General features: G+C 62.4%; 18 protein-coding genes. 10 read left to right on the top strand and 8 right to left on the bottom strand.

Going from position 1 to position 21369, the window contains the following annotated elements:
* Positions 1-3 precede the first annotated feature (3 nt).
* The gene (locus JTF07_RS09030; RefSeq protein ID WP_204233921.1) at positions 4-468 is read right to left on the bottom strand and encodes a DUF2505 domain-containing protein; all 465 of its coding nucleotides are present in this window, start codon (positions 466-468) and stop codon (positions 4-6) included.
* Positions 469-607: 139 nt separating this feature from the next.
* Here JTF07_RS09030 and JTF07_RS09025 point away from each other — a divergent pair, with 139 nt between their 5' ends.
* Both JTF07_RS09025 and JTF07_RS09020 read left to right on the top strand, forming a co-directional pair.
* Positions 608-5497: an NAD-glutamate dehydrogenase gene (locus JTF07_RS09025; protein WP_204233920.1), complete on the top strand. Its 4890-nt coding sequence runs from the start codon at positions 608-610 to the stop codon at positions 5495-5497.
* A gap of 140 nt (positions 5498-5637) precedes the next feature.
* A complete protein-coding gene (locus JTF07_RS09020) occupies positions 5638-7152 on the top strand; it encodes a sensor histidine kinase (protein ID WP_204234184.1) in 1515 nt (504 codons plus the stop codon).
* Positions 7153-7383: 231 nt separating this feature from the next.
* On the opposite strand, the gene JTF07_RS09015 is transcribed toward JTF07_RS09020, so the two are convergent.
* A complete protein-coding gene (locus tag JTF07_RS09015; protein WP_009884680.1) occupies positions 7384-7632 on the bottom strand; it encodes a WhiB family transcriptional regulator in 249 nt (82 codons plus the stop codon).
* 359 nt (positions 7633-7991) lie between these two features.
* Between JTF07_RS09015 and JTF07_RS09010 the strand changes: the two genes are divergently transcribed.
* The 4 genes from JTF07_RS09010 to JTF07_RS08995 all read left to right on the top strand — a co-directional run bounded on the left by JTF07_RS09010 (position 7992) and on the right by JTF07_RS08995 (position 11843).
* Positions 7992-8546, top strand: a complete 555-nt coding sequence (locus tag JTF07_RS09010; RefSeq protein ID WP_204233919.1) for a gamma carbonic anhydrase family protein — start codon at positions 7992-7994, stop codon at positions 8544-8546.
* 129 nt (positions 8547-8675) lie between these two features.
* Positions 8676-10094, top strand: a complete 1419-nt coding sequence (locus JTF07_RS09005) for an NAD(P)H-quinone dehydrogenase (RefSeq protein ID WP_204233918.1) — start codon at positions 8676-8678, stop codon at positions 10092-10094.
* Positions 10095-10212: 118 nt separating this feature from the next.
* On the top strand, positions 10213-10554 hold the full coding sequence (locus tag JTF07_RS09000; RefSeq protein ID WP_204233917.1) for a YciI family protein: 342 nt from the start codon (positions 10213-10215) through the stop codon (positions 10552-10554).
* A complete protein-coding gene (locus JTF07_RS08995) occupies positions 10554-11843 on the top strand; it encodes an RNA polymerase sigma factor (RefSeq protein ID WP_204233916.1) in 1290 nt (429 codons plus the stop codon). The genes JTF07_RS09000 and JTF07_RS08995 overlap by 1 nt, the downstream gene beginning before the upstream one ends.
* Positions 11844-11850: 7 nt before the next feature.
* Here JTF07_RS08995 and JTF07_RS08990 read toward each other — a convergent pair whose 3' ends face one another.
* The 3 genes from JTF07_RS08990 to JTF07_RS08980 all read right to left on the bottom strand — a co-directional run bounded on the left by JTF07_RS08990 (position 11851) and on the right by JTF07_RS08980 (position 15398).
* Positions 11851-13659 carry an acetyl/propionyl/methylcrotonyl-CoA carboxylase subunit alpha gene (locus JTF07_RS08990; protein WP_204233915.1) on the bottom strand — a complete coding sequence of 603 codons (1809 nt, stop codon included), beginning with the start codon at positions 13657-13659 and terminating at the stop codon, positions 11851-11853.
* 123 nt (positions 13660-13782) lie between these two features.
* Positions 13783-14451 (bottom strand): Maf family protein, encoded by a 669-nt coding sequence (locus JTF07_RS08985; protein WP_204233914.1) that lies wholly within the window; start codon positions 14449-14451, stop codon positions 13783-13785.
* Positions 14448-15398: an SGNH/GDSL hydrolase family protein gene (locus tag JTF07_RS08980; protein ID WP_353843919.1), complete on the bottom strand. Its 951-nt coding sequence runs from the start codon at positions 15396-15398 to the stop codon at positions 14448-14450. Before JTF07_RS08980 ends, JTF07_RS08985 begins: the two co-directional genes overlap by 4 nt.
* 65 nt (positions 15399-15463) lie before the next feature.
* Here JTF07_RS08980 and JTF07_RS08975 point away from each other — a divergent pair, with 65 nt between their 5' ends.
* Positions 15464-16822, top strand: coding sequence for an AI-2E family transporter (locus tag JTF07_RS08975; RefSeq protein ID WP_204233913.1), 1359 nt, complete (start codon positions 15464-15466; stop codon positions 16820-16822).
* 130 nt (positions 16823-16952) lie between these two features.
* On the opposite strand, the gene greA is transcribed toward JTF07_RS08975, so the two are convergent.
* Together greA and JTF07_RS08965 are read right to left on the bottom strand one after the other, a co-directional pair.
* Entirely contained in the window at positions 16953-17447 is a 495-nt protein-coding gene (gene greA, locus JTF07_RS08970) for a transcription elongation factor GreA (protein WP_204233912.1), read from the bottom strand.
* Positions 17448-17660: 213 nt separating this feature from the next.
* Positions 17661-18086: a DUF4307 domain-containing protein gene (locus JTF07_RS08965; protein ID WP_213018716.1), complete on the bottom strand. Its 426-nt coding sequence runs from the start codon at positions 18084-18086 to the stop codon at positions 17661-17663.
* A 124-nt stretch (positions 18087-18210) separates the two neighbouring features.
* Between JTF07_RS08965 and mca the strand changes: the two genes are divergently transcribed.
* Together mca and JTF07_RS08955 are read left to right on the top strand one after the other, a co-directional pair.
* On the top strand, positions 18211-19203 hold the full coding sequence (gene mca / locus JTF07_RS08960) for a mycothiol conjugate amidase Mca (protein WP_204233911.1): 993 nt from the start codon (positions 18211-18213) through the stop codon (positions 19201-19203).
* Positions 19200-19553 (top strand): hypothetical protein, encoded by a 354-nt coding sequence (locus JTF07_RS08955; protein WP_204233910.1) that lies wholly within the window; start codon positions 19200-19202, stop codon positions 19551-19553. Before mca ends, JTF07_RS08955 begins: the two co-directional genes overlap by 4 nt.
* A gap of 26 nt (positions 19554-19579) precedes the next feature.
* On the opposite strand, the gene trhA is transcribed toward JTF07_RS08955, so the two are convergent.
* Complete coding sequence (gene trhA, locus JTF07_RS08950; RefSeq protein ID WP_204233909.1) at positions 19580-20365, bottom strand: PAQR family membrane homeostasis protein TrhA; 786 nt, start codon at positions 20363-20365, stop codon at positions 19580-19582.
* A gap of 134 nt (positions 20366-20499) precedes the next feature.
* Here trhA and JTF07_RS08945 point away from each other — a divergent pair, with 134 nt between their 5' ends.
* Positions 20500-21261 carry an isoprenyl transferase gene (locus JTF07_RS08945; RefSeq protein ID WP_204234181.1) on the top strand — a complete coding sequence of 254 codons (762 nt, stop codon included), beginning with the start codon at positions 20500-20502 and terminating at the stop codon, positions 21259-21261.
* Positions 21262-21369: the final 108 nt, after the last annotated feature.

Raw genomic sequence — 21369 nt, 5'->3', positions numbered from 1 at the left:
GCCTCAGAAGTGTTCGAGCTTGACCAGGCGGTCGGCAAGTCGCTTCTCAAGAATGGGCACGACCGCCTGTTCGATCATCGACCCGAAGAGGGGAATCGAGGAACTGATCTCGGCGCGCACCGACAGCGAGGTTCCCGAACCATTGCGAACCAGCGCGATGAGCGCATCGATCTCAACGGGTACTCCGGCCGCATGAGCGGTCATTCGGATCTCTGCGCTGTCGCCGATGACATCGCCGGGAATCATATAGACCTCGACGAGTTCGGCATCCGCTGGAAGGCGAGAAGCCAGGGCAGAGGGCATTTCACTCTTGGGCATCGGCGTCTTCACCGTCACCTCGGTGTCGGGGTCGATCCGCTCGGCATGTGCCTCAGATCCCAGTGACTGCCAGGTCGAGACATCGGCAAGTCGGAGGAGAAAATCCGACAGAGCCTCCGAGTATTCATGGTTGAGTGTCAGAGTTCGCATGGCTCCAGTTTGCCAGGAGATCAGCGTCGTGGCGCGGCATGGCTGTCGGCGTGCCTTTCTCCGCATTTGAGCATAGTGTGGGTGGTGGCGGCTCGACGTCGAACCGCCGTCAATTTTGCGCGCTGATCATAGAGGTGACATGGTGTCTCAGGTCTCATATTCGGACATTGCAGAAGAGTGGAGGAAGCAGAGGGGGCAAGGTGCCCCGGAGAACTTCATCGAAGCGTATTATCCGCGTTTCGAACCTGGCACTTCCGAAGCAGGAACAGAGGCGCTGGCCGCAGCGGCCGCCTCACACTACGCTCTAGGGCTTGAATACGACGGCAGATCACCGGTGATCTCCATCTACAATCCCGACGTCGACTCTCCCGAGTTCCGCGACAACCACACTGTCATCGCCATGGTCCTGACCGACATGCCCCACCTCGTGTCCTCGATCGTCAGCGATCTGGCCACCAGCGGTCGTGCCATCCGTCAGGTCCACCACCCCATCATCGCCGTCGAGGGACAGGGCTCGGAGCTGTCCGTGCTCTCCAGGGCTGAAGCCCCAGCGGTGTCTGCCGATACCGCTGGCATCCCTCTCGTATCCGAACCCGCCGAGGCGAGCGGATCCCTCCTTCCACAGCAGCAGTCCTGGATCCGCCTCGAGATCGATCGACTTCCCGAAGAGGATCTCGCTGGGCTCGAAGACCAGCTGCGCAACGTGCTTGACTACGTTTCGGCCGCAGCCACCGACGCCAGCGCCATGGCGATCCGGGCCAAGGACATCGCGAAGGAACTGCAGGCGCAGCCGCCACGGTCAGAGCTCGCCTCCGAAGCCGAGGCAGCCGCCGAGCTGCTCAACTGGCTTGACGGCCACTTCACCTTCCTCGGATACCGCGAATACGACTACTCTCACGATGAGAGCCAGAGCAGCCTCGAGCCGATTGAGCACACGTCCCTGGGCATCTCCACCCTGAGGCCGCTGGTGAAGTCGCCGCTGAGTCGGGCCGTGGCAGATAAAGCCGATGAACCGCATGTGCTGGTGCTGACGAAGGCGAACTCACGATCACGCGTGATCCGCGGGTCATTCATGGACTACATCGGGGTCAAGACCTTCGACTCGGCCGGTGAGATCGTCGGTGAGCGCCGCTTCGTCGGTGTCTTCAAGCCTGAGTTCTACAACGACAGCGTTCTCAACATCCCGGTCATCAACCGCAAGGTGCGCAAGATCCTCTCCGCCAGCGGATTCCCCGCAGGATCGCATTCAGCGAATGAACTCCTGGGCGTCCTCGAGACCTACCCGCGCGATGACCTCCTGCACGACGAGACCACGACTATCTTCGATGTCGTCATGCAGATCGTCGACATGCAGGAACGTCGCCAATCACGGGTCTTCGTTCGCCGTGACCCCTACCAGCGGTTCGTCTCCGTCATCCTCTACCTGCCCCGCGACCTCTACGATACGGCGGCGCGCATGCGAGTCCAGGAGGTGCTGAAGAAGTTCTACCACGCTGAGAGCGTCGACTTCGATGTGCTGCTGACCGAATCCGCACTGGCCCGCATTCACTTCGTGGCCCGCGTTGCCCGTGACGTGGAACTGCCGCAGATCGAACCAGAGACCGTGGAGAAGCGGATCGTCGGCGCTGTGCGCTCCTGGTCCGAAGACGTCCACGCTTTCCTCGCCCCCACAGAGCGAGGTGACAGCGAGAGCTCCGTTGCACGCGCAAACCGGTGGTCGAAGGCCTTCCCGCCCAGTTACGAAGAACACCACTCTCCGACCGACGCCATCGCCGACGTCGCCCGGTTCGAAGCGATGGAGGCCGGTAACGGACCCGCCGTTCGCCTCTACAGTTCCGAGGAATCCGGCGACGCACCAGTGCGCCTGGCCCTCTACCGCAGCGAACGTGTCGGACTGTCGGAAGTGCTGCCGTTCCTCACCGCCTTCGGCGCGACCGTGCTCGACGAACGCCCCCATGAGTTGGACCTCGCCGATGGTTCTCACCGCTACATCTACGACTTCGGACTCACCTTCCCTGAGACCCTCGACGACGGTGACTGCGAACGGATCTCCGATGCGTTCATTGCCGGTTGGGAGGGCAAGAAGGAAGCCGGAGTCTTCGACCGCCTCGTCGTCTGCGGAATGCACTGGAAACACGTGACGATCATCCGCGCACTGGGCAAGTACCTTCGCCAAGCCGGCTTCACCTACTCCGATGCCTACGTCGGCGAGGTCTACAGCGACAACCCGGAGATCTCACGACTCCTGGTCGACTACTTCTTCGCGAAGTTCGATCCCACCGCTGACGGAGCCGGACGCGAAGACAGGATGGCCGAACTCAACGAGTCGGTCGATTCGGCACTCAGCGATGTCGCCAGCCTCGACGCGGACCGTGTCCTGCGGTCTTCTCTCGAACTGCTGCGCGCCACAGTGAGGACGAACTACTTCCTCGACGAGACCGGCGAGCTGCCGACGGCACTCGTGCTCAAGATTCGCGCCAATGAACTCAGTTTCGTGCCCAAGCCCAAACCAGCACTGGAGATGTGGGTCTACTCACCTCAGGTCGAAGGAGTGCACCTGCGCTTCGGCACAGTGGCCCGTGGTGGCTTGCGCTGGTCCGATCGTCGTGACGACTTCCGCACCGAGGTCCTCGGCCTGGTCAAGGCACAGATGGTCAAGAACGCACTCATCGTGCCGACCGGTGCCAAGGGCGGATTCTTCCCCAAGCAGCTGCCTCCGATGAGTGACAGGGACGCGTGGATGGCCGCCGGCCAAGCCGCCTACGAGGTCTTCATCGAAAGCCTCCTCGAAGTCGCTGACAACCTGGTCTACCGCGCGAACGGCACCCAGGAGGTCGTCCATCCGGATCGCGTCGTCAGACACGACGGAGATGACTACTATCTGGTCGTCGCTGCCGATAAGGGCACCGCTCGCTTCTCGGATGTGGCCAACGCGATCGCCGAACGTCGCGATTTCTGGCTCGGCGACGCCTTCGCCTCCGGCGGATCCGTCGGATATGACCACAAGAAGATGGCCATCACCTCTCGTGGTGCCTGGAAATCCGTGGAACGACACTTCCGCGAACTCGGGGTCAACACCGACGCCGATGACTTCACTGTCGTGGGCATCGGAGACATGAGCGGTGACGTCTTCGGCAACGGCATGCTGCGCAGCGAACACATCCGCCTCGTCGCGGCCTTCGACCACCGGGACATCTTCCTTGACCCGAATCCGGATGCCGCACGCAGCTTCGTGGAACGCAAGCGTCTCTTCGACCTGCCGCGCTCAAGCTGGCAGGACTACGATCGGGAGCTCATCTCCTCCGGAGGCGGAGTCTTCCCCCGATCGGCGAAATCCATCGATCTCAGCCCCGAAGCCGCGGCCGTACTGGGCCTCGAGCCCGGTAGACGCAGCCCCGCCGAGCTGATGTCGCAGATCCTCAAGGCCCCCGTCGATCTCGTCTACAACGGCGGCATCGGCACCTACATCAAGTCCTCGGACGAGGGTCATGCCGATGTCGGGGACAAGGCCAACGACGCCATCCGCATCGATGGCCGCGACGTGCGCAGCCGGGTCGTCGGAGAAGGCGGCAACCTCGGTGTGACCCAGCTGGGCCGTGTCGAAGCGGCACTGAACGGCGTGGCGATCAACACCGACGCCGTCGACAACTCGGCAGGCGTGGACAGCTCCGACCATGAGGTCAACATCAAGCTCCTCCTGCGCACCTTGCTCCATAAGGACGCCTTCGCAGCAGAGGATCGCGAACGTGTGCTGCTGTCCTTCACCGACGACGTCGCTGACCGGGTGCTGGCCAACAACTACGCACAGAACGTGGTCCTCGGTGAGGCTCGGGCCCAGACCGAGTCCATGTCGGGCACCTATGGCCGGATGCTGAGCTACCTGGAGAAGAACGCCGACCTCGATCGTCAGGTCGAGTTCCTGCCTGATGCGCAGGAACTGACCAAGCGTGAGTTCAGCGCCTACGTCTCCCCGGAACTGGCGGTTCTCCTCGCCTACGCCAAGATGCATGCCGCCGATGAGATCCTGGACAGCGTGGTTCCCGATGAGGAATGGATGAAGCGGGAGCTGACCTCCTACTTCCCCGACTCCCTAGTAGAGAAATACGGAGAGCTCATCCCGGAGCACCCCCTGCACCGGGAGATCGCGACAGCCAAGCTCGTCAATCGGATGATCGACCGCGGCGGACTCACCTACGTCTACCGGATGCTGGAAGAGACCCCCGCCTCGGTGCCGCAGATCGCCCGTGTCTTCGTCGTCGTCTCCGAGATCTTCGGACTCGATGACTTCTTCGAAGCGGTATGTGCGCTCGACAACAAGGTGCCGACCGAGGTCCAGGTCCAGCTGCAGCACGCCTATGTGCGTCTGCTCGATCGGTCTTCGCGCTGGTTGGTGCAGCAGGCACCGGATACCCTCGACGTCGATTCCGGTATCGAGCGCTATGGCAATGTCGTCGCAGCTCTGCGAGCCCGCGTGCCTGACCTCGTCGACGGCTTCGACGCCGAGAGCATGAGGGCAACGGCACAGGGCTACATCGATGAAGGTGTGCCGAGCGAACTCGCATGGCGTGCGGCAGCCCTGCTCGATGAGTTCGTGCTTCTCGACATTGCCCAGCTGTCTGCCCGTGCGGGTGAATCCGCAGAGGACGTCGCTGAACTCTACTACGCTGTCAACGACAAGTTCTCCGGTTCGCAGGTGCTCACTCTCATCGGCGACCTCGACCGCAGCGACCGGTGGTCGGCCCTGGCGCGTGGCTCGCTGCGCGATGACTTCTACTCATCGATCCTGTCGGTGGCCGGCACGGTCCTCGTCGCGACTGACTCGCCGATCTCCGGGACTCCAGATGAGCGAGCCTGTCAGCGGCTGACCGAGTGGCTCGAACGCAATGAGACCGTAGCCGCACGGGTGCTGGATACGACCGAGACGATCCTCGGACTCGAGACCGTCACCCAAGCCCCGCTGTCGGTGCTGCTGCGCATGATGCGCGGTGTTGTCCGCTCCTCCGCATGGGAATCGGAGCAGGCTGTCTGAGCAGTGATCCCAACTGATCAGTGGTAGCGTCAGATCATTGCTGACGTCGACAGACTTCGCGGGCTTGGAGCCTGCGGGTCTGTCGGCGTCTGTGCCGTCATCATCGGCCTGTGCCGTTGCCCACCCGGAAGAAGAACACAGTGCTCAACGAACTCCTGGCCGCCGAAGGCATCACCGACGAAACTGATGTCGAATACATCCATCTGTTGGTGGGGGACTGGCAGCTCATCTCCGACCTGTCCTTTGCCGACCTCGTCCTGTGGGTGCCCTCGGCCAGCGGGGCCCACACAGTGGTGGCGCATTCGCGTCCGACCACCGGTGCGACCCTGTTCAATCGTGACCTCATCGGAGCCCGAGCCACCGGTCTCGAACGGGAGCTCCTGGAGACGGCAGCGAGCTCACATGAGCTGGTGACGAAGATGGCCCAGGCGAAATCTCTGGGCGTCAACGCCGGCACCGATGACACGAAAGTCTCCGCCGAGGCAGTGCCCCTCGTCCGCGAGGGAGTGACGATCGCCATCATGGTCCGGTACTCCGAGGAGATCCGCCGTCGCGGTTCGTCGCGCCTGGAGAAGTTCTACACTCAGTCCGCAATGTCGTTGCTGACCATGATCGCGCAGGGTGCCTTTCCCGACCGTGATGCTCCCAGCGGAGCACGACACGGCGAACCACGTGTCGGAGATGGCATCTTCATCCTTGATCGTGACTCCCATGTCCAATACGCCTCCCCGAATGCGGTCTCACTCATGCACCGTCTGGGCCACCGCGGTGAGATCGAAGGGGACTACCTCGCCGAGGTGGTCTCGAGTCTGAGCACAGAGCTGCGACAGGTCGATGAGACGCTTCCGCTCGTGCTCACCGGTCGTGCCCCCTGGCGGACCGAGCTCGAGGTCGGTCGGACGAGTGTGTCGCTGCGGGCGATCCCACTGACCGATGACGGCACTCGCACCGGCGCGATCGTCCTGGCTCGGGATGTCTCGGAGATCAGACGACGCAAGCGAGAACTGCTCTCACGCGATGCGATGATCAAAGAGATGCACCATCGGGTCAAGAACAACCTGCAGACCGTTTCGGCACTGCTGCGTCTGCAGACTCGTCGGATCGACAGCCCCGAGGCGAAGGGGGCTCTGACGGAGGCGATGCGCCGAGTCTCGATCATCGCCGTCGTCCATGACGTGCTCAGCCAGGGAGTCGAATCGGAGGTGGACTTCGACGAGGTCGTCGACAAAGGGCTGCGCCTGACGCCCGAGCTGACGAGTCCACTGGTCCAGATCAGCCTCAAGCGCTGCGGCAGCTTCGGCACCATCTCCTCAGCGGACGCCACCTCACTGGCCCTGGCGATCACCGAGCTCATCACCAATGCGATCGAGCACGGGTTCCCGGTCGCTGAGCAGGAGAACCTCGCTCCGGGCGAGACACTCACCGGACATGTGTGGGTGACTCCGGAACGCGAGGGCGATCACCTGCATGTCACGATCGCCGACGACGGTGTGGGATTGGGGGAGGATCACAGTCCAGGAAACGGGCTGGGCACGCAGATCGTGAAGACCCTGGTCTCTGCCGACTTGGCGGGTTCGATCCAATGGCAGGAACGTGAGGGCGGCGGGACCGTGGCGATTCTCGACGTCCCTCTGCGCCCCGATTCCTACGACTGAAATCGGCAGACATCGGCCGACATCAGCGGCTTAACGACAAAACACCCTGCGATCAACGAATCACCCCTTGGCAAAGGGGTGATTCGGCACTAACAGTGAGAGGTGCAGCGGCTGTGCGGTCGGGTGCGGACACGATTGAGTCCCTTGCTCAGAATGCGAAGATCTCGTATTTCGAGCAAGGGACTCAATTGGCGAATATCTGCGACCGCCTGTCTTTAGTTGCTGAAGGATTCAGCCAGCGCGGCGGGCACGTGCGGCGCGACGTTTGAGCGCACGACGCTCATCTTCGCTGAGACCGCCCCAGACACCGGCATCCTGACCGGATTCCAGAGCCCATTGCAGGCAGGTCTCGACTACTTCACAGCGGCGGCATACAGTCTTAGCCTCTTCGATCTGAAGCAGGGCGGGACCGGTGTTTCCGATCGGGAAGAACAGTTCCGGATCCTCATTGAGGCATGCTGCACGATGTCGCCAATCCATGGTGACCTTTCGACGAATTAAGTGAACGCGGTTTACGACACCCAAATTCCAGGCGCGCAACTCTCTTACCCAAGGTTCACATAACCGTTTTGGGCACACAAGGGTAATGCAGTGTGAAATTTCTGACAAATATTTTGTTCATTGTCCTGCTATGGGGGCCTTGACGCAAATTCGTCCACTATGCGTCTTTCTCGATACAGCAGGCAACGCCGACAACATGATGCGTCCTGACTCCGAGGTGTGCCAAGTTCAGGGCTAGACTGGCGATGAAACGACTGGTCACCTCGGCGGCGGCTCCAATCGCCGCTGTCTCAGTCGAACACGAGAATCTGAACTCGACGTGAACCAATGGAGGACTCATGACAACGGACAATCTTTCCCAGGCACGCATCATCTCTGTCGGCGGGCACACCCCTCAAGTCGATCCCGGTGCGTTCATCGCAGCAGGTGCCACCCTGGTCGGGGACGTGAGGGTGAAGAAGGGCGCGAGCGTCTTCTACGGCTGCGTGCTCCGAGCTGAAGCCGCCCCGATCACCATCGGTGAGGACTCGAATGTGCAGGACAACACGGTCATGCACACTGATGAGGGCAAGCCGGTCGTCATCGGCTCACGGGTCTCCATCGGGCATCAGGCTCTTGTCCATGGGGCAGTGGTCGATGACGACGTCCTCATCGGCATGCACGCCACCGTCCTCAACGACGCTCACGTGGGCTCCGAGTCACTTGTCGCCGCAGGCGCGATCGTTCTGGAAGGCACCGAGATCCCACCCAGGTCGCTGGTGGCAGGAGTCCCGGCCAAGGTGCGTAGGGAGATGACGGACGACGGCATTGAGAAGGTCCGCCAGAACGCTCAGTCATACCTGCGTCTGTCAGCGCTGCACCGAGATACTGCCGAAGTCATCGACGGCCTCTGAGCCACCTCGGGCGATGCGAGGTCTTTAGTCTCAGACTCTTCGAGTGGTGCTTGAGACCCTGGTCATCGGGCATTGTCAGAACCGAGGCGTCCATTCGCTCTGTCGTCCGCTATTTGAGAGAATTGCTCTGTGAACACTGAATTTGAATCCACTGCAGATCGAGTCGTCATCATCGGTGGTGGCCCGGGCGGATACGAAGCCGCACTGGTTGCCGCCCAACTGGGTGCGGACGTGATGCTGGTCGAGCGCAACCGCTGCGGTGGGGCCGCTGTCCTCACCGACGTCGTTCCCTCGAAATCACTCATTGCCACGGCCGAGATGATGGAAGAGATCGGCCGCTCTGAGAGCTTGGGCATCCGCATCTACGACAGCGAGGGCGATGACGGCGACACGGTCGTCGCGGACCTCAAGGCCGTCAACAAACGCATCCTGTCCCTGGCCGACGCCCAGGCCAATGACATCTACGAAGCCCTGGTTCGAGCGGGTGTCAAGGTGATCCAAGGAACTGCGACCCTGGCTGACCGCGATCATGTCAACGTCGTTGAAGAGGGCGGTACAGAATACACGCTCGAGGCATCGACGATCCTGCTGTCCGTGGGCTCTCATCCTCGTGAACTCGACTCGGCGAAGCCAGACGGAGAGCGAATCCTTTCCTGGACACAGCTCTATGACCTCGATGAGATCCCCGAACATCTCATCGTCGTCGGCTCAGGTGTCACCGGTGCGGAATTCGCCTCCGCCTACCGTGCGCTGGGAACGAAGGTCACGCTGGTCTCCTCTCGTGAGAAGGTCCTGCCTGGTCAGGACGAGGATGCTGCCGATGTGCTTGAGTTCGTGTTTCGCAATAAGGGCATGAACGTCCTTTCTCGGTCTCGCGCCGACTCGGTGAAGCGGACCGAGAACGGCGTCGAGGTGATTCTGTCGGATGGCCGTCGTGTCGAAGGATCACACTGTCTGATGGCCGTCGGTTCCATCCCGAACACCGAAGGCCTTGGACTGAGTGCCGCGAAGGTCAGAGTCGCCGAGTCCGGTCATATCAAGGTTGACGGCGTTTCGCGCACCTCTCGCTCCGGCGTGTACGCGGCAGGTGACTGCACCGGTGTGCTTCCCCTGGCCTCCGTGGCGGCCATGCAAGGGCGGATTGCGATGTTCCATGCGCTCGGTGACGCCGTGCAGCCGCTGAAGATTCGTCACGTGGCATCCAATGTGTTCACCGCCCCAGAGATTGCGACGGTCGGCTTCACCCAATCCGACTACCGGGAGAACTCGACCGACATCGATACGGTGATGCTGCCCCTGGACACGAACCCTCGGGCCAAGATGCTTGGCATCAAGGACGGATTCGTCAAGCTCTTCGCCCGCCGAGGCTCGGGCTCGATACTGGGTGGAGTCGTCGTCGGACCTCGTGCCAGCGAGCTCATCCTGCCGATCACCATGGCTGTGGAGAATCGCCTGACAGTCGATCAGCTCTCCGCTTCGTTCGTCGTCTATCCCTCGGTGAGCGGGTCCCTGACAGAGGCATCACGGCAGCTGCACCGCCACCTGTAGAAGTTTTCTCTCTCCGAACTGTCGATATCGGGACCGGTCACCCGTCAGTATGGGGTCAGGCACCTTCGCTTGACGTGCTCAGCAGATGCTGGCGCACAACTGTCCTAAGGAGAGAGATATGAAGTACGCACTTCTGCTCATGGGAAATGTTGCCGATGCCGAATGCGGTGCGGACGAGGGACCCGATCCCAGCGAGTTCATGGCCTTCGATGAGGAGATCAACGCTGCGGGCATCGTCGTAGGAGGATTCGCCCTCGAAGGTCCGGAGACCGGTGTGCGCGTCAGTACTGCGGCCGCTGAAACCGTCGTGACCTCTGGACCGTTCGCAGAAAGCGGTGAATTCGTCGGCGGAAGCTACATCATCGAGGTCGCGAATATCGACGAGGCGATCGCGTGGGCGGAGAAGAGCCCGGGTTCGACTCTTGGCCACATCGAGATACGGCCTCTCGCCGATTACTGATGGTCTCTGCAGGCAAGGCCGAGCAGCCGGCAGTCGCCGCGATTCTCCACACGATCGATGTTCAGGATCGTGGGCGACTGCTGGCAGCTCTGGCAGCGAAATTCCATGACCTCGACCTCGCCGAGGATGTCCTCCAAGAGGCCATGGTGCGGGCCTTGGAGACCTGGACTCAACGAGGTGTACCGCAGAATCCGCAGGCATGGCTGATGACCGCTGCGAAGAATCGAGCACTCGACATCATCCGCTCCGATGCGGTGAAGGTGCGTCGACTTGCCAGACTGCGGATCGAATCCGAGGCCGACACCGGTGATCATGTCGACCACGCTGTCCGCCTCGGCGAAGAGCTGAGCTCGGTGAGCATTCCCGATGAGCGACTTGGCCTGTTCTTCACCTGCTCGCACCCGACATTGAAGGAACGGGAGAAGATCGCCCTCATCCTGCGCTTCCTGGCTGGTCTGAGCACCGCCGAGGTCGCAGCAGTCTTCCTCGTGGATACGGCGACCATGCAGCAGCGTATCGTCAGAGCCAAGAAGCGGATCACCACGACGGGAATTCCTTTCGGCACACCCACAGCGGAGCAGCTGCACGGGCGGCTTCCCGGAGTCCTGCGGGTTGTCTATCTCATCTTCAGCCAGGGGTTCACACCGACGACTGGTGTCGACCACAATCGGATCGATCTGCAGCGGGAAGCAATAGCATTGGCGCGGCTGCTCGTGACGGCGTTGCCGCAGGTGACCGAGGCCAGAGGCCTGCTGTCGCTTCTGCTGATCACGGGTGCGCGAGCCCCGGCACGAACTGATCCCGCCGGTGCGCCAGTGCCCTTGGCCGAGCAGGATCGCAGGCTGTGGGATTCGAAGCTCATCGCCGAAGGGCTGGGGCTGGCGCTCACCGCCGCGGGCGAACCAGGGGCCGGCTCGTACACAGTCCAGGCCGCGATTGCGGCCCTGCACGCTGAGGCAGCCACCTATTCGGAAACCGACTGGGCGCAGATCCTCGTCCTCTACGGACTTCTCGCAAGACTCGAGCCCGGCCCCGTCGTGGAGCTCAATCGGGCCGTGGCCAAGGGAAAGGCCAAGGGCCCTGAGGACGGGCTCAGCGCGCTCGAGGACCTGGCCGCGGAACCAGGGTTGGAAGGGTATCGCCCCTTCCACATCGCACGGGCCCTGACGTTCGATGAGTTGGGGATGCCGGAGCATGCGGAAGCGGCTTTCAGGAAAGCACTGGACTGCCCGGGGAATGATGCCGAGTCCGATTACATTGAGGATCAGATCAGGGATCTGCTCTCCTGAGGCCGCTTCAGGCGGCGAATCGGATGATCGGTTCGCCTGACCTCACCGAGGCACCGGAATCGACGAGCACCTCGGAGACGGTGCCGGAATGGCCGGCCTTGAGCGGCTGCTCCATCTTCATCGCCTCGATCACAGCCAGCGTGTCACCGGCTTCGACAGTGTCACCGGCTGCCACGGAGACCGACACGATCGTGCCCTGCATGGGCGCGTTGAGCGAGTTCGAGTCGTCGGCCAACGAAGCGCCCTTGCGGCTGAGGCTGCGTTTGCGGCGCGGCACACTCGGGCTCGGGACATGCCCGAGGTCGGAGATGACGTCCTTGGGGACCGAGACGGTCATCCGGCGGCCATCGACTTCGACCACAACACTGAAACTATCGGCTGCTGTGCTCATCTGATCTCCTGGTTGAGGGTCGGCAAGTGGATTGACGAAAGTGGTTTCGAGCCAATTGGTCCAGACGTCGAAGTCCTGTGCGAAGGCCTTCTCCGCGACGAGTACGCGATGGAGGGGAAGCAGGGTCGATACGCCCTCGATGCGGTACTCATCCAAGGCGCGTCGAGCTCGAGCAAGAGCCTGGTTCCTGTCGGCTCCGGTGATGATGAGCTTGGCCAGCATCGGATCGAAGTCCGTACCGACGACGCTGCCTTCGCCGATGCCCGAGTCAAGGCGTACGCCCGGCCCGGCCGGAGCCCGGTGGTTCTTCACCGTACCCGTGGCGGGGAAATACGTCGTGGGGTCTTCGGCATTGATCCGGAACTGTATCGAGTGACCGCGAACCTGCGGGAACGCCTCCGGAAGGTGTTCTCCCGAGGCGATGCGCAGCTGCCAGGCGACGAGGTCGACGCCAGTGACCTCTTCTGTCACCGTGTGCTCGACCTGGATCCGCGCGTTGGCCTCCATGAAGATGATCGTGCCGTCGGTGCCTAGGAGGTATTCGCAGGTGGCCGCCCCGACGTAGCCGACGTGGGCGAGAACGCGGCTGGAGGCCTCGGCGACGAGTCGCTCCTGATCGGACGTGAGGAACGGTGCTGGGGCCTCCTCGACGATCTTCTGATTTCGGCGTTGCAGAGTGCAGTCGCGGGTGGAGAGGACCTGCACGTTGCCGTGGGCATCGGCCAGGCACTGGGTCTCGATGTGGCGCGGGCGCACGATCTGCTTCTCAATGAGGCATTCGCCGCGTCCGAAGGCACTGAGCGCTTCCCGGGTGGCAGCGGTGTAGGCGGCCTCAAGGTCCTCGGCTGCGGCGCACGCGCGAAATCCGCGTCCGCCGCCGCCGTGCACGGCCTTGATGACGATCGGATAGCCGATCCTGTGCGCCACTTCGGCGGCTTCTGTCAGATCTGCGACGGCTCCGTCAGAGCCGGGAGCGACTGGAGCAGAGACAGCCTCGGCGACCTCACGAGCACCGGACTTGTCACCCAGGAGCTCGATCGCCGCCGGGGGAGGGCCGATCCAGGTCAGACCGGCATCGATCACGGCCTGAGCGAACAGGGCGTTCTCGGCGAGATATCCGTAGCCGGGGTGGATCGCATCGGCACCGGAGCGTTTGGCAAGTGCGAGGATCTTGTCGATGTCGAGGTAGGTCTCCCCGGGGCCGGCTCCGTCCAGCAGCCAGGCGTCGTCGGCCAGATGCACGAAATCTGCGTCCGAATCCGCGCGGGTGTAGACGGCGATGGCTTTGACACCGAGGTCGTGGGCCGCACGAATGATGCGCAGTGCGATCTCACCGCGATTGGCGATGAGGACGCGGCGCACAGCAGCTGTGGGGACGCGGGTGTGCAATGGTGCAGTCGACTGTTCGGGGAGAACTGTGGTCATGGCGCTCCTTTGTATGATCACAGAACAATTTAGAGATCGACGCCAAGCGTTTGTAGGTCAGGGATAAAAACTTCGGCCGAAAACTTCAAAGGCGTCGGGCGTGTCCGTCTGCCCTCAGCGATTCTACTCGCGTGGTGACCACAGATCGGGCCAGAACAGGCCCGAGTCGCGGACCAGATCACGGATCACAGGGAGGCTGAGGCCGAGGACGGTGAGATGGTCGCCTGCAAGGCGTTGGACGAACGCTCCTCCGTACCCGTCGATGGTCAGTGCACCGGCTACGTGGAAGGGCTCCTCGGTCGCGATGTACGCCTCGAGCTCATCAGGAGTGGGCTCGCCGATGAGCACCGATGTCGTCGATCGCTTCGAGCGGATGTCGACGAGCTCGAAGTTCGCCGGAGACGAGCTCGCACGTCTGAGCACGGCGAGCGTGTGTCCCGAGTGCAGCTCGGTCCACGCCCCTGCTATGTCCGCCCACACCTCACGTGTGCGTTCGGCTGTTCCGGGCTTGCCGATCGCTTCGCCCGCGTGTTCGAGCAGCGAGTCTCCGGCAATGATCACTGCAGTATCCGCTGCGGCCAGCTGCGCGGGAGGGGAGGCGAGCACGCGGTCGATGACGGCACGCGCCTTCGCCTCGGACAGGGCCGTGGTGAGGTCCGCGACAGAGCCCGCGAAACGTGACTCGATGGCGGACTCGTCGACCTCGGAGACGATGATGATCGGATCGATTCCCGAAGCGGTGAGGATCTCTCGGCGGGAGGGGGACTGTGAGGCCAGGACGACAGGGATCACGAGGCTGTCTCAGCTTCGGGGACAGGATCGGCGTCTGTCTCAGGTTCCGTCTCCGCCCGCGCTGCAGAGACCAGCCTGCGTGCACCCTCGCCCTTCTCCGGGATGTCGAGGCTGCGGTCGACCTCAACGGGGGCTTCGATCCGATCGGCGATTGCGGCGAGAACGGTCGAGGACAACTGGGCATAGCCCATGGTGCTGGGGAACCGCCCTGACTCGTTGAGCAGTGATCGGCGTGTGGTCCCACTCAGCGAACCGGTGGCTCGCAGCGGTGTGGCGCGGGCAGCCAGGGCCGCCAGCCACTGCGAGCCGGCGAGCACCCGGGAGGTTCTTCGCAACGAGGTCTTCAGCGGGTCCCGCAGGCCCGGAAGGCCGCCGAGGTTGGGGCAGACCAAGACGAAGACCGTGTACCTGCCCTCTCTCTGGAGTCGATTGATCGCCTGATTGAGCACGGGAATGCCGATGGTGCCGTGAATCGGGTGGATGATGTCGCCGGTACCGATGGAGATGATCGCGAATCGACGCTGTTCGGTCCACGAATCGGAGAGCTGGCGCGAGAGCCAGGCGGAGCGCAGAATCTCATCGACCTGCCGCGGCAGGTCTTCGGACAGAGCTGAGGGGCGCGCGGTTGATTGGACGCGCACGGTTGTGCCCAGGATGCGGCCAAGGCCCCGGGCGATGAGGTGAGGAGGAGCCAGCGTCGGGTCGTCGACATCGATTCCACACAGCCATGAGTCGCCGATGATCGCCAGCGCAGCGGAATCCTCGTCGTCATAGTTGCGTGGGGGAGCGACCGCCTCGGCGAAGGTGGAATACGTCCTCTGGGCGTCGTCATCGAACGCTTTGCGAAGCGCGCCCGCCTGGTGGCGGAGGAGACCAACGGCCGACGCGCCGACACCGACAACGGTCCCCGTCATGGTGGCCAAGGTGTACAGCATGCGTTTTCCCACGAAATTCCCTCCTTTAACCGTCATCATTGCACTTGTCCGAGCTTCCCAACAACTATTGTTGAGTTATGTCTGACAATGAGAAGAAGCAATCCCCGAATCGCTTCCGTGGGGCCTGGGAAGCGTTCCGCAAGGGCCGCAGCGACGGCCGTTCCACACCTGCCGAGCAGCCTTCGCGTGTTCAGGACGTCAGCGCTGAGGAGATCGCGCACAGCCGCATCGAAGCCGAAGCCGTGCCCTATGTGGCACCGGGTCTCAAGCTCGCTGCCGCGTGGTCCTGGCGTTCGCTTGTCGTTCTCATCGCCATCGGAGTCGCGTTCTGGCTGCTGGCGAAGATCTCGAGCGTCGTTCTGCCCGTGCTCATCGCCCTCCTGCTCACAGCCCTCCTCGCACCGTTCACCAACTGGATGGTGAAGAAGGGGCTGCCCCGCGTCGCCGCCGCTCTCATCGCCTTCCTCGGGTTCATCGTCGTCGTCTCGGGACTCTTCACCCTGGTCGGCCAGCAGATCTACTCTGGTATGCCAGACCTCGTCGATCAGGTGATCACAGGATTCGCCAGCATCAGCGACTGGTTGGCCAGCAGGCCCTTCGGCCTGGACGCGTCGACGGTCACCCGTTATATCAACGATTCACTCGATGCGGCCACGAACTTCTTCCAGAACAACAGCTCACAGCTCCTCGGCGGGGCGTTGCAGGCGACGTCATCTGTCGGCACCTTCCTCACCGGTGCCGCGGTGTGCCTGTTCGCGACCTTCTTCTTCCTCTATGACGGAGAGAAGATCTTCCGCTGGTCGATGCGTCTGCTCCCGCTGCCGGCTCAGCCAATCGCCACCGGAGCGTCGGAACGTGGCTGGACCACCCTCGTCCAGTACGTTCGTGTCCAGGTCCTCGTGGCCGGCGTCGACGCCATCGGCATCGGCATCGGTGCGGCGTTCCTCGGGATACCGCTGGTCATTCCGATGACGGTACTCGTGTTCCTGGCATCGTTCGTCCCCGTCGTCGGCGCGATCGCCTCGGGCGTCGTGGCAGTGCTAGTGGCCCTGGTCTCAAGCGGCCCGGTCAGTGCCCTGATCATGCTGGGCGTGGTCCTCGCCGTGCAGCAGATCGAAAGCCAGATCCTGCAGCCGTTCCTCATGGGCAAAGCCGTATCTGTCCACCCGTTGGCCGTCATCCTCGCTGTGACCGCCGGCGGCTTCCTGTTCGGCATCGTCGGCGCGCTGTTCGCGGTTCCTCTGGTCGCCGTCCTCAATACGGTGGTGACATACATCGTCCGTGCCAAGAACCCGAACAGTGCCTCCGATGGTGAAGGGGATGAGGCAGCGGCCGTCCTCGAGCGGGCAAAGGAAAAGCTCGATACCGCTGTCCACGAGGCTGCGGTCGAGAGATCTGAAGGTGACGCGACGAAGGGCGACACCCGGACCGACTGAGCGGGTCCGCGCCAGTGGATCAGCACAATCAATGAAGTAGCAGCACAATGAATGAAGCAGTGGGCGGGTGATCATCACCCGCCCACTGCTTCATTCCGCTCGGTGGCTGCACCCCGTTCAGGGCCTTCGATCAGCCGGAGAAAGGCTCGATGCCCTTGACCTCGACCTTGATCTCCTTGCCGTTGGGAGCTTCGTAGCTGGTCTTTGCTCCGACGGCGACACCGAGCACCGCGGCGCCCAGCGGGGACTTCTCCGAAAACACGTCGATATCGGAATCGCCGGCGATCTCACGGCTGCCCAACAGGAACCGCATGTCGTTTCCGGCCACCTTCGCGGTGACGACGGAACCGGGGGAGACGGTTTTGCCATCGCTGTCGCTGGATCCGACCTTCGCGGACTGCAGGAGCAGCTCGAGCTGGCGAATGCGTGCCTCCTGCTTGCCCTGCTCCTCGCGTGCCGCGTGGTAGCCGCCGTTCTCCTTCAAGTCACCCTCGTCGCGGGCGGCTTCGATCTTCTCAGCAATCTCTGCACGTCCCGGTCCGGAGAGGTGTTCAAGTTCCTGCGACAGGCGGTCGAAGGCTTCCTGAGTCAACCATGTTTCTTCCTGGGTGACATCCTCGGTCATGACTTCTCCTTCTTCGGTTCGGTGCACTGACAGGCGCGTCAGGCAACGAAAAACCGGGCGTTGGGTACGCCCGGATGTTGAATGAAACTCCAGTCTAACGCATCTGCACGCGAAAACGATGATCTCCGTCACGCGCGCTTACAGCTGTTGTGGGCACTGTGTTCGTGACGGAATCGCGGTGTATCGTGCCCCACGAGAAGCGTGCAGACGCTGCTATTCGAACCAACAGGCATCGGCGTGCCCGGACGACGCGAACTGTGTCGTGGCCAGATCGACATCCATCTGTCTGGGCGAGTTGGGATCGGCGGCAGGATCGGCCGGGAGAGTGATCTCGGTGAACCCGACGATGGCCTCATTCTCGTTCGTCGCCTGCACGATGCAGTGAACATCCCGATCCTGATCAGGAAATATTGCCACTGTGACCTGTGTTAACGAAGAGTCGACAACTGAATAATCGAGTGTCTTGGGGGTCGTGGGACTGGTCTGTGGACGAAATGCCACAAACGCAATCGCGATGATCAGGGCAGAGACGATGACGACGGCGATGATCTTGGCTGTTTTTCCGAGATTCCGTTGAGGCTCGCGGACACGGCCGTATCGATCATCATGCAGTGGCTTCTCCACTGTTACCTCAGTCATTGAATTCCTCATCTACGAACATTGCGCACTAATCTAGAGTAGTCGATCCGTCTCCTGCGATCATTTCAGCCATTGCGCAGGAAACGGAACGTCACCAGGCTGAATCGAAAGGGACACACCAAACATGACTTCGCTTCCGTACCATGGACTGCGTCTGCTGACGGTTCATGCTCATCCTGACGACGAATCCTCGAAAGGTGCCGCCACAAGTGCCAAGTATGCGGCACTCGGAGCTCGAGTCCTCATCGCCAGCATGACCGGTGGTGAAGCCGGAGACATCCTCAACCCTGCACTGCTGCAGAGCCCGAAGGCCACCCGCGATATCGCGGGTCTGCGTCGCGAGGAGATGGCCACGGCCGCAGCGGCTCTGGGCGCCGAGCACGTGTGGGTCGGACACGTCGATTCAGGACTGCCCGATGGTGACTTCGACAACCAGACGCCTCCCGGCTGCTTCTACCGTGTCCCCGACGAGGTGGCCATGCTGCCCCTGGTGCACATCATCCGCAGCTTCCGCCCTCAGGTTGTGACGACCTACGACGAGCTGGGCGGGTACCCTCACCCCGATCACATCAAGAACCACGCCGTGACGATGGCGGCTGTGGCGGCCGCAGCCGACCCGGAGAAGAATCCGGAACTCGGTGAACCCTGGCAGGTTGAGAAGGTCTACTTCAATCAGGACCTGTCCGCGAAGAAGTGGGTGACCATCCACGAGAAGATGACCGAGGCGGGTCTCGAGTCGCCCTTCGCAGACCACATCGAGGATTTCAAGAAGCGCGACGCCCAGCGGGTCAACTGGTTGAGCACGACGATCGACTGCGCAGAGTTCTTCCCCTCACGCGATCGTGCTCTTCTCTCCCACGCCACACAGATCGACCCGGAGGGCGGGTTCTTCTCCGCCTCACGCAAAGCCGCGCGGACCTATTGGCCCACGGAGGAGTTCGAACTGGCTGTCGACAACACCGGACGGACGCCTCTGACTCCCGGGGTTGAATTCCAAGAGACGGACCTCTTCGCCTCGGTGACCATGGATGATGGCCGCAAGGTGCCGGCAGAGGGCATGCTGCCTGCATCACCAGACGAAGACGACTACGACGAAGCGACAGGTGAGAGTGCATGATTCTGGTTGCAGCGCAGGACGCGACCCCCAGCGGAGGTCCTGACCCCGATCTGGTCACGCCCGGCACGATCGGCTTCCTGGCGACCCTGGTGATCGTCGTCTTCGTGATCTTCCTCATTCGTGACGCGCTCAAACGAGTTCGGCGCGTGCGTGCACGGGCCCATGCCGATGATGCTTATCCGATCCCGATGCGCAAGTATGCCGTGCCCAACCAGTCGAAGCTCTCCGGCGAGTCTGCACCGGTCGCGGATGAGGAGTCGTCGACGGTCGAGAATTCGGAGACTGAGCACGGCGACGCCGGACAGGGCGAACCAGAGCAGGATGTCGAGCAGCACAAGCCCTTCAGCTGAGTACGAGCCCAGCCAGCAGCAGGCGCCTAGTAGGCGGCCACCGCGGCGACAAGGAGTGCGGCAAGATGGCAGCCGTATCCGGCGATCGTGAGGATGTGGAAGATCTCGTGGAAGCCGAGCCACTTCGGTGAGGGATTGGGCTTTTTGATTCCGTAGATCACGGCACCGACGACATAGCAGATTCCACCTGCCACGACGAGGATTCCCACCGCGGGATTGCTCGCCCAGATCTGGGGGATGTAGCCGACTCCGGCGACGCCGAAGCCCACATAGATGGGAACGAAGAGCCACCTCGGCGCGGTTGTGAAGATGGTCCTGAAGGCTGCCCCCAGAATGGCCGCGCCCCAGAGGACGGACAGGAGCAGAATCGTCTGGTCTGTGCGCAAGGTCAGCACCGCCAGGGGTGTATAGGTTCCGGCGGTGATGAGGAAGATGTTCGCATGGTCGAGTCGGCGCAGGATCAGTCGAGCCCGAGTGCGCCACCGTCCCCGGTGGTAGACAGCGGATGTCCCGAAGAGCAGCATCCCGGTGATGGCGAAGATCGCGGCGGCGATCCGTGACTCGACGGTGGGGGAGATGATGACCAGAGCCAGGCCGCCGACCATCGCCAATGGAAACGCTGCGGCGTGGAACCAGCCACGCAGCTTGGGTTTGACCTGACCCGCCAACTTGTCCAACTCACGCCGCAGAGCGGAGCGCCTGCGGGCAATATGCACAGGGTAGCCGGACCGCGGCTCCTCTGAGGTTGTGGAGTCGACTGACCTCTGACCTTCGGAGCCGGGTGAAGACGGTTCAGTCACTGGAGCATTCATAGTTGAAGGATATCGACCTCAGCTGAGGGAACGTTCAACGGCACTTCCAGCGGAGCCGACGACGCGAAGCCGTTCGGGATAGTACTGTGTAAGGTGGTCGAACCGACCGGAAACCGAGTGTGAAAGAGGACAGTGTGGCGCGACCGGTGAGCCTGCTCTACCGTCTCTATGAGCGGCGGCTCCTGCGCGAGCTGGACAAATCTGTACCTGTGCCCAGGCACGTCGGTGTCATCACCGACGGCAACAGGCGCTGGGCGAAGGAATTCGGTGCCACCACCGCCGACGGACACCGGGCCGGAGCAGAGAAGATCGTCGAGTTCCTCGGCTGGTGCGACGAGATCGACGTTGATATCGTCACGCTCTACGTCCTGTCAAAGGAGAACCTCGCCAGATCCGCCGAGGAGGTCGAAGTCCTCATCGAGATCATCTCCGACCTGGTCGAGAAGATCGCGGCCCTCAAAGGCGTGGGGGTGCAGCTGGTCGGGGACCTGGAGATCCTGCCACCGGGCCTGCGGACACGTTTGGAGGCGGCCACATCGACGGGGGACTGCCAGATGCGCGTCAACGTCGCCGTCGGCTACGGAGGGCGGCAGGAGATCGTCAACGCGGTGAAGTCCCTGCTGCGCCTGCGCACGGATGAGGGCACGGACTTGGAGACGATCATCTCCGAACTCTCCCCGCAGCAGATCAGCGAACATCTCTACACCAAGGGTCAGCCGGACCCTGACCTCATCATCCGTTCCTCCGGTGAGCAGCGCCTGTCGGGGTTCCTCATGTGGCAGAGCGCCTACTCGGAGTTCTATTTCTGCGAAGCTTACTGGCCCGACTTCCGTCGCACCGACTTCCTGCGTGCGGTCCGCGACTACGGACTGCGCCAGCGGCGCTTCGGAAAATAGGTCTCTGGCTCACCTCGGTTCATACGAAGTTCACGCCCACGACTCTCCCGAACACGCGTGCCGTCACTCAGTCGGCATCGATTCGGGGATAGGTTGGCAGTAGTTGGT

The organism is Brevibacterium sp. RIT 803 (assembly GCF_016892625.1).
GTDB lineage: Bacteria > Actinomycetota > Actinomycetes > Actinomycetales > Brevibacteriaceae > Brevibacterium.
Note: the sequence above shows the minus strand (reverse complement) of the source record. Positions and strands in the feature narration are given on the sequence as shown.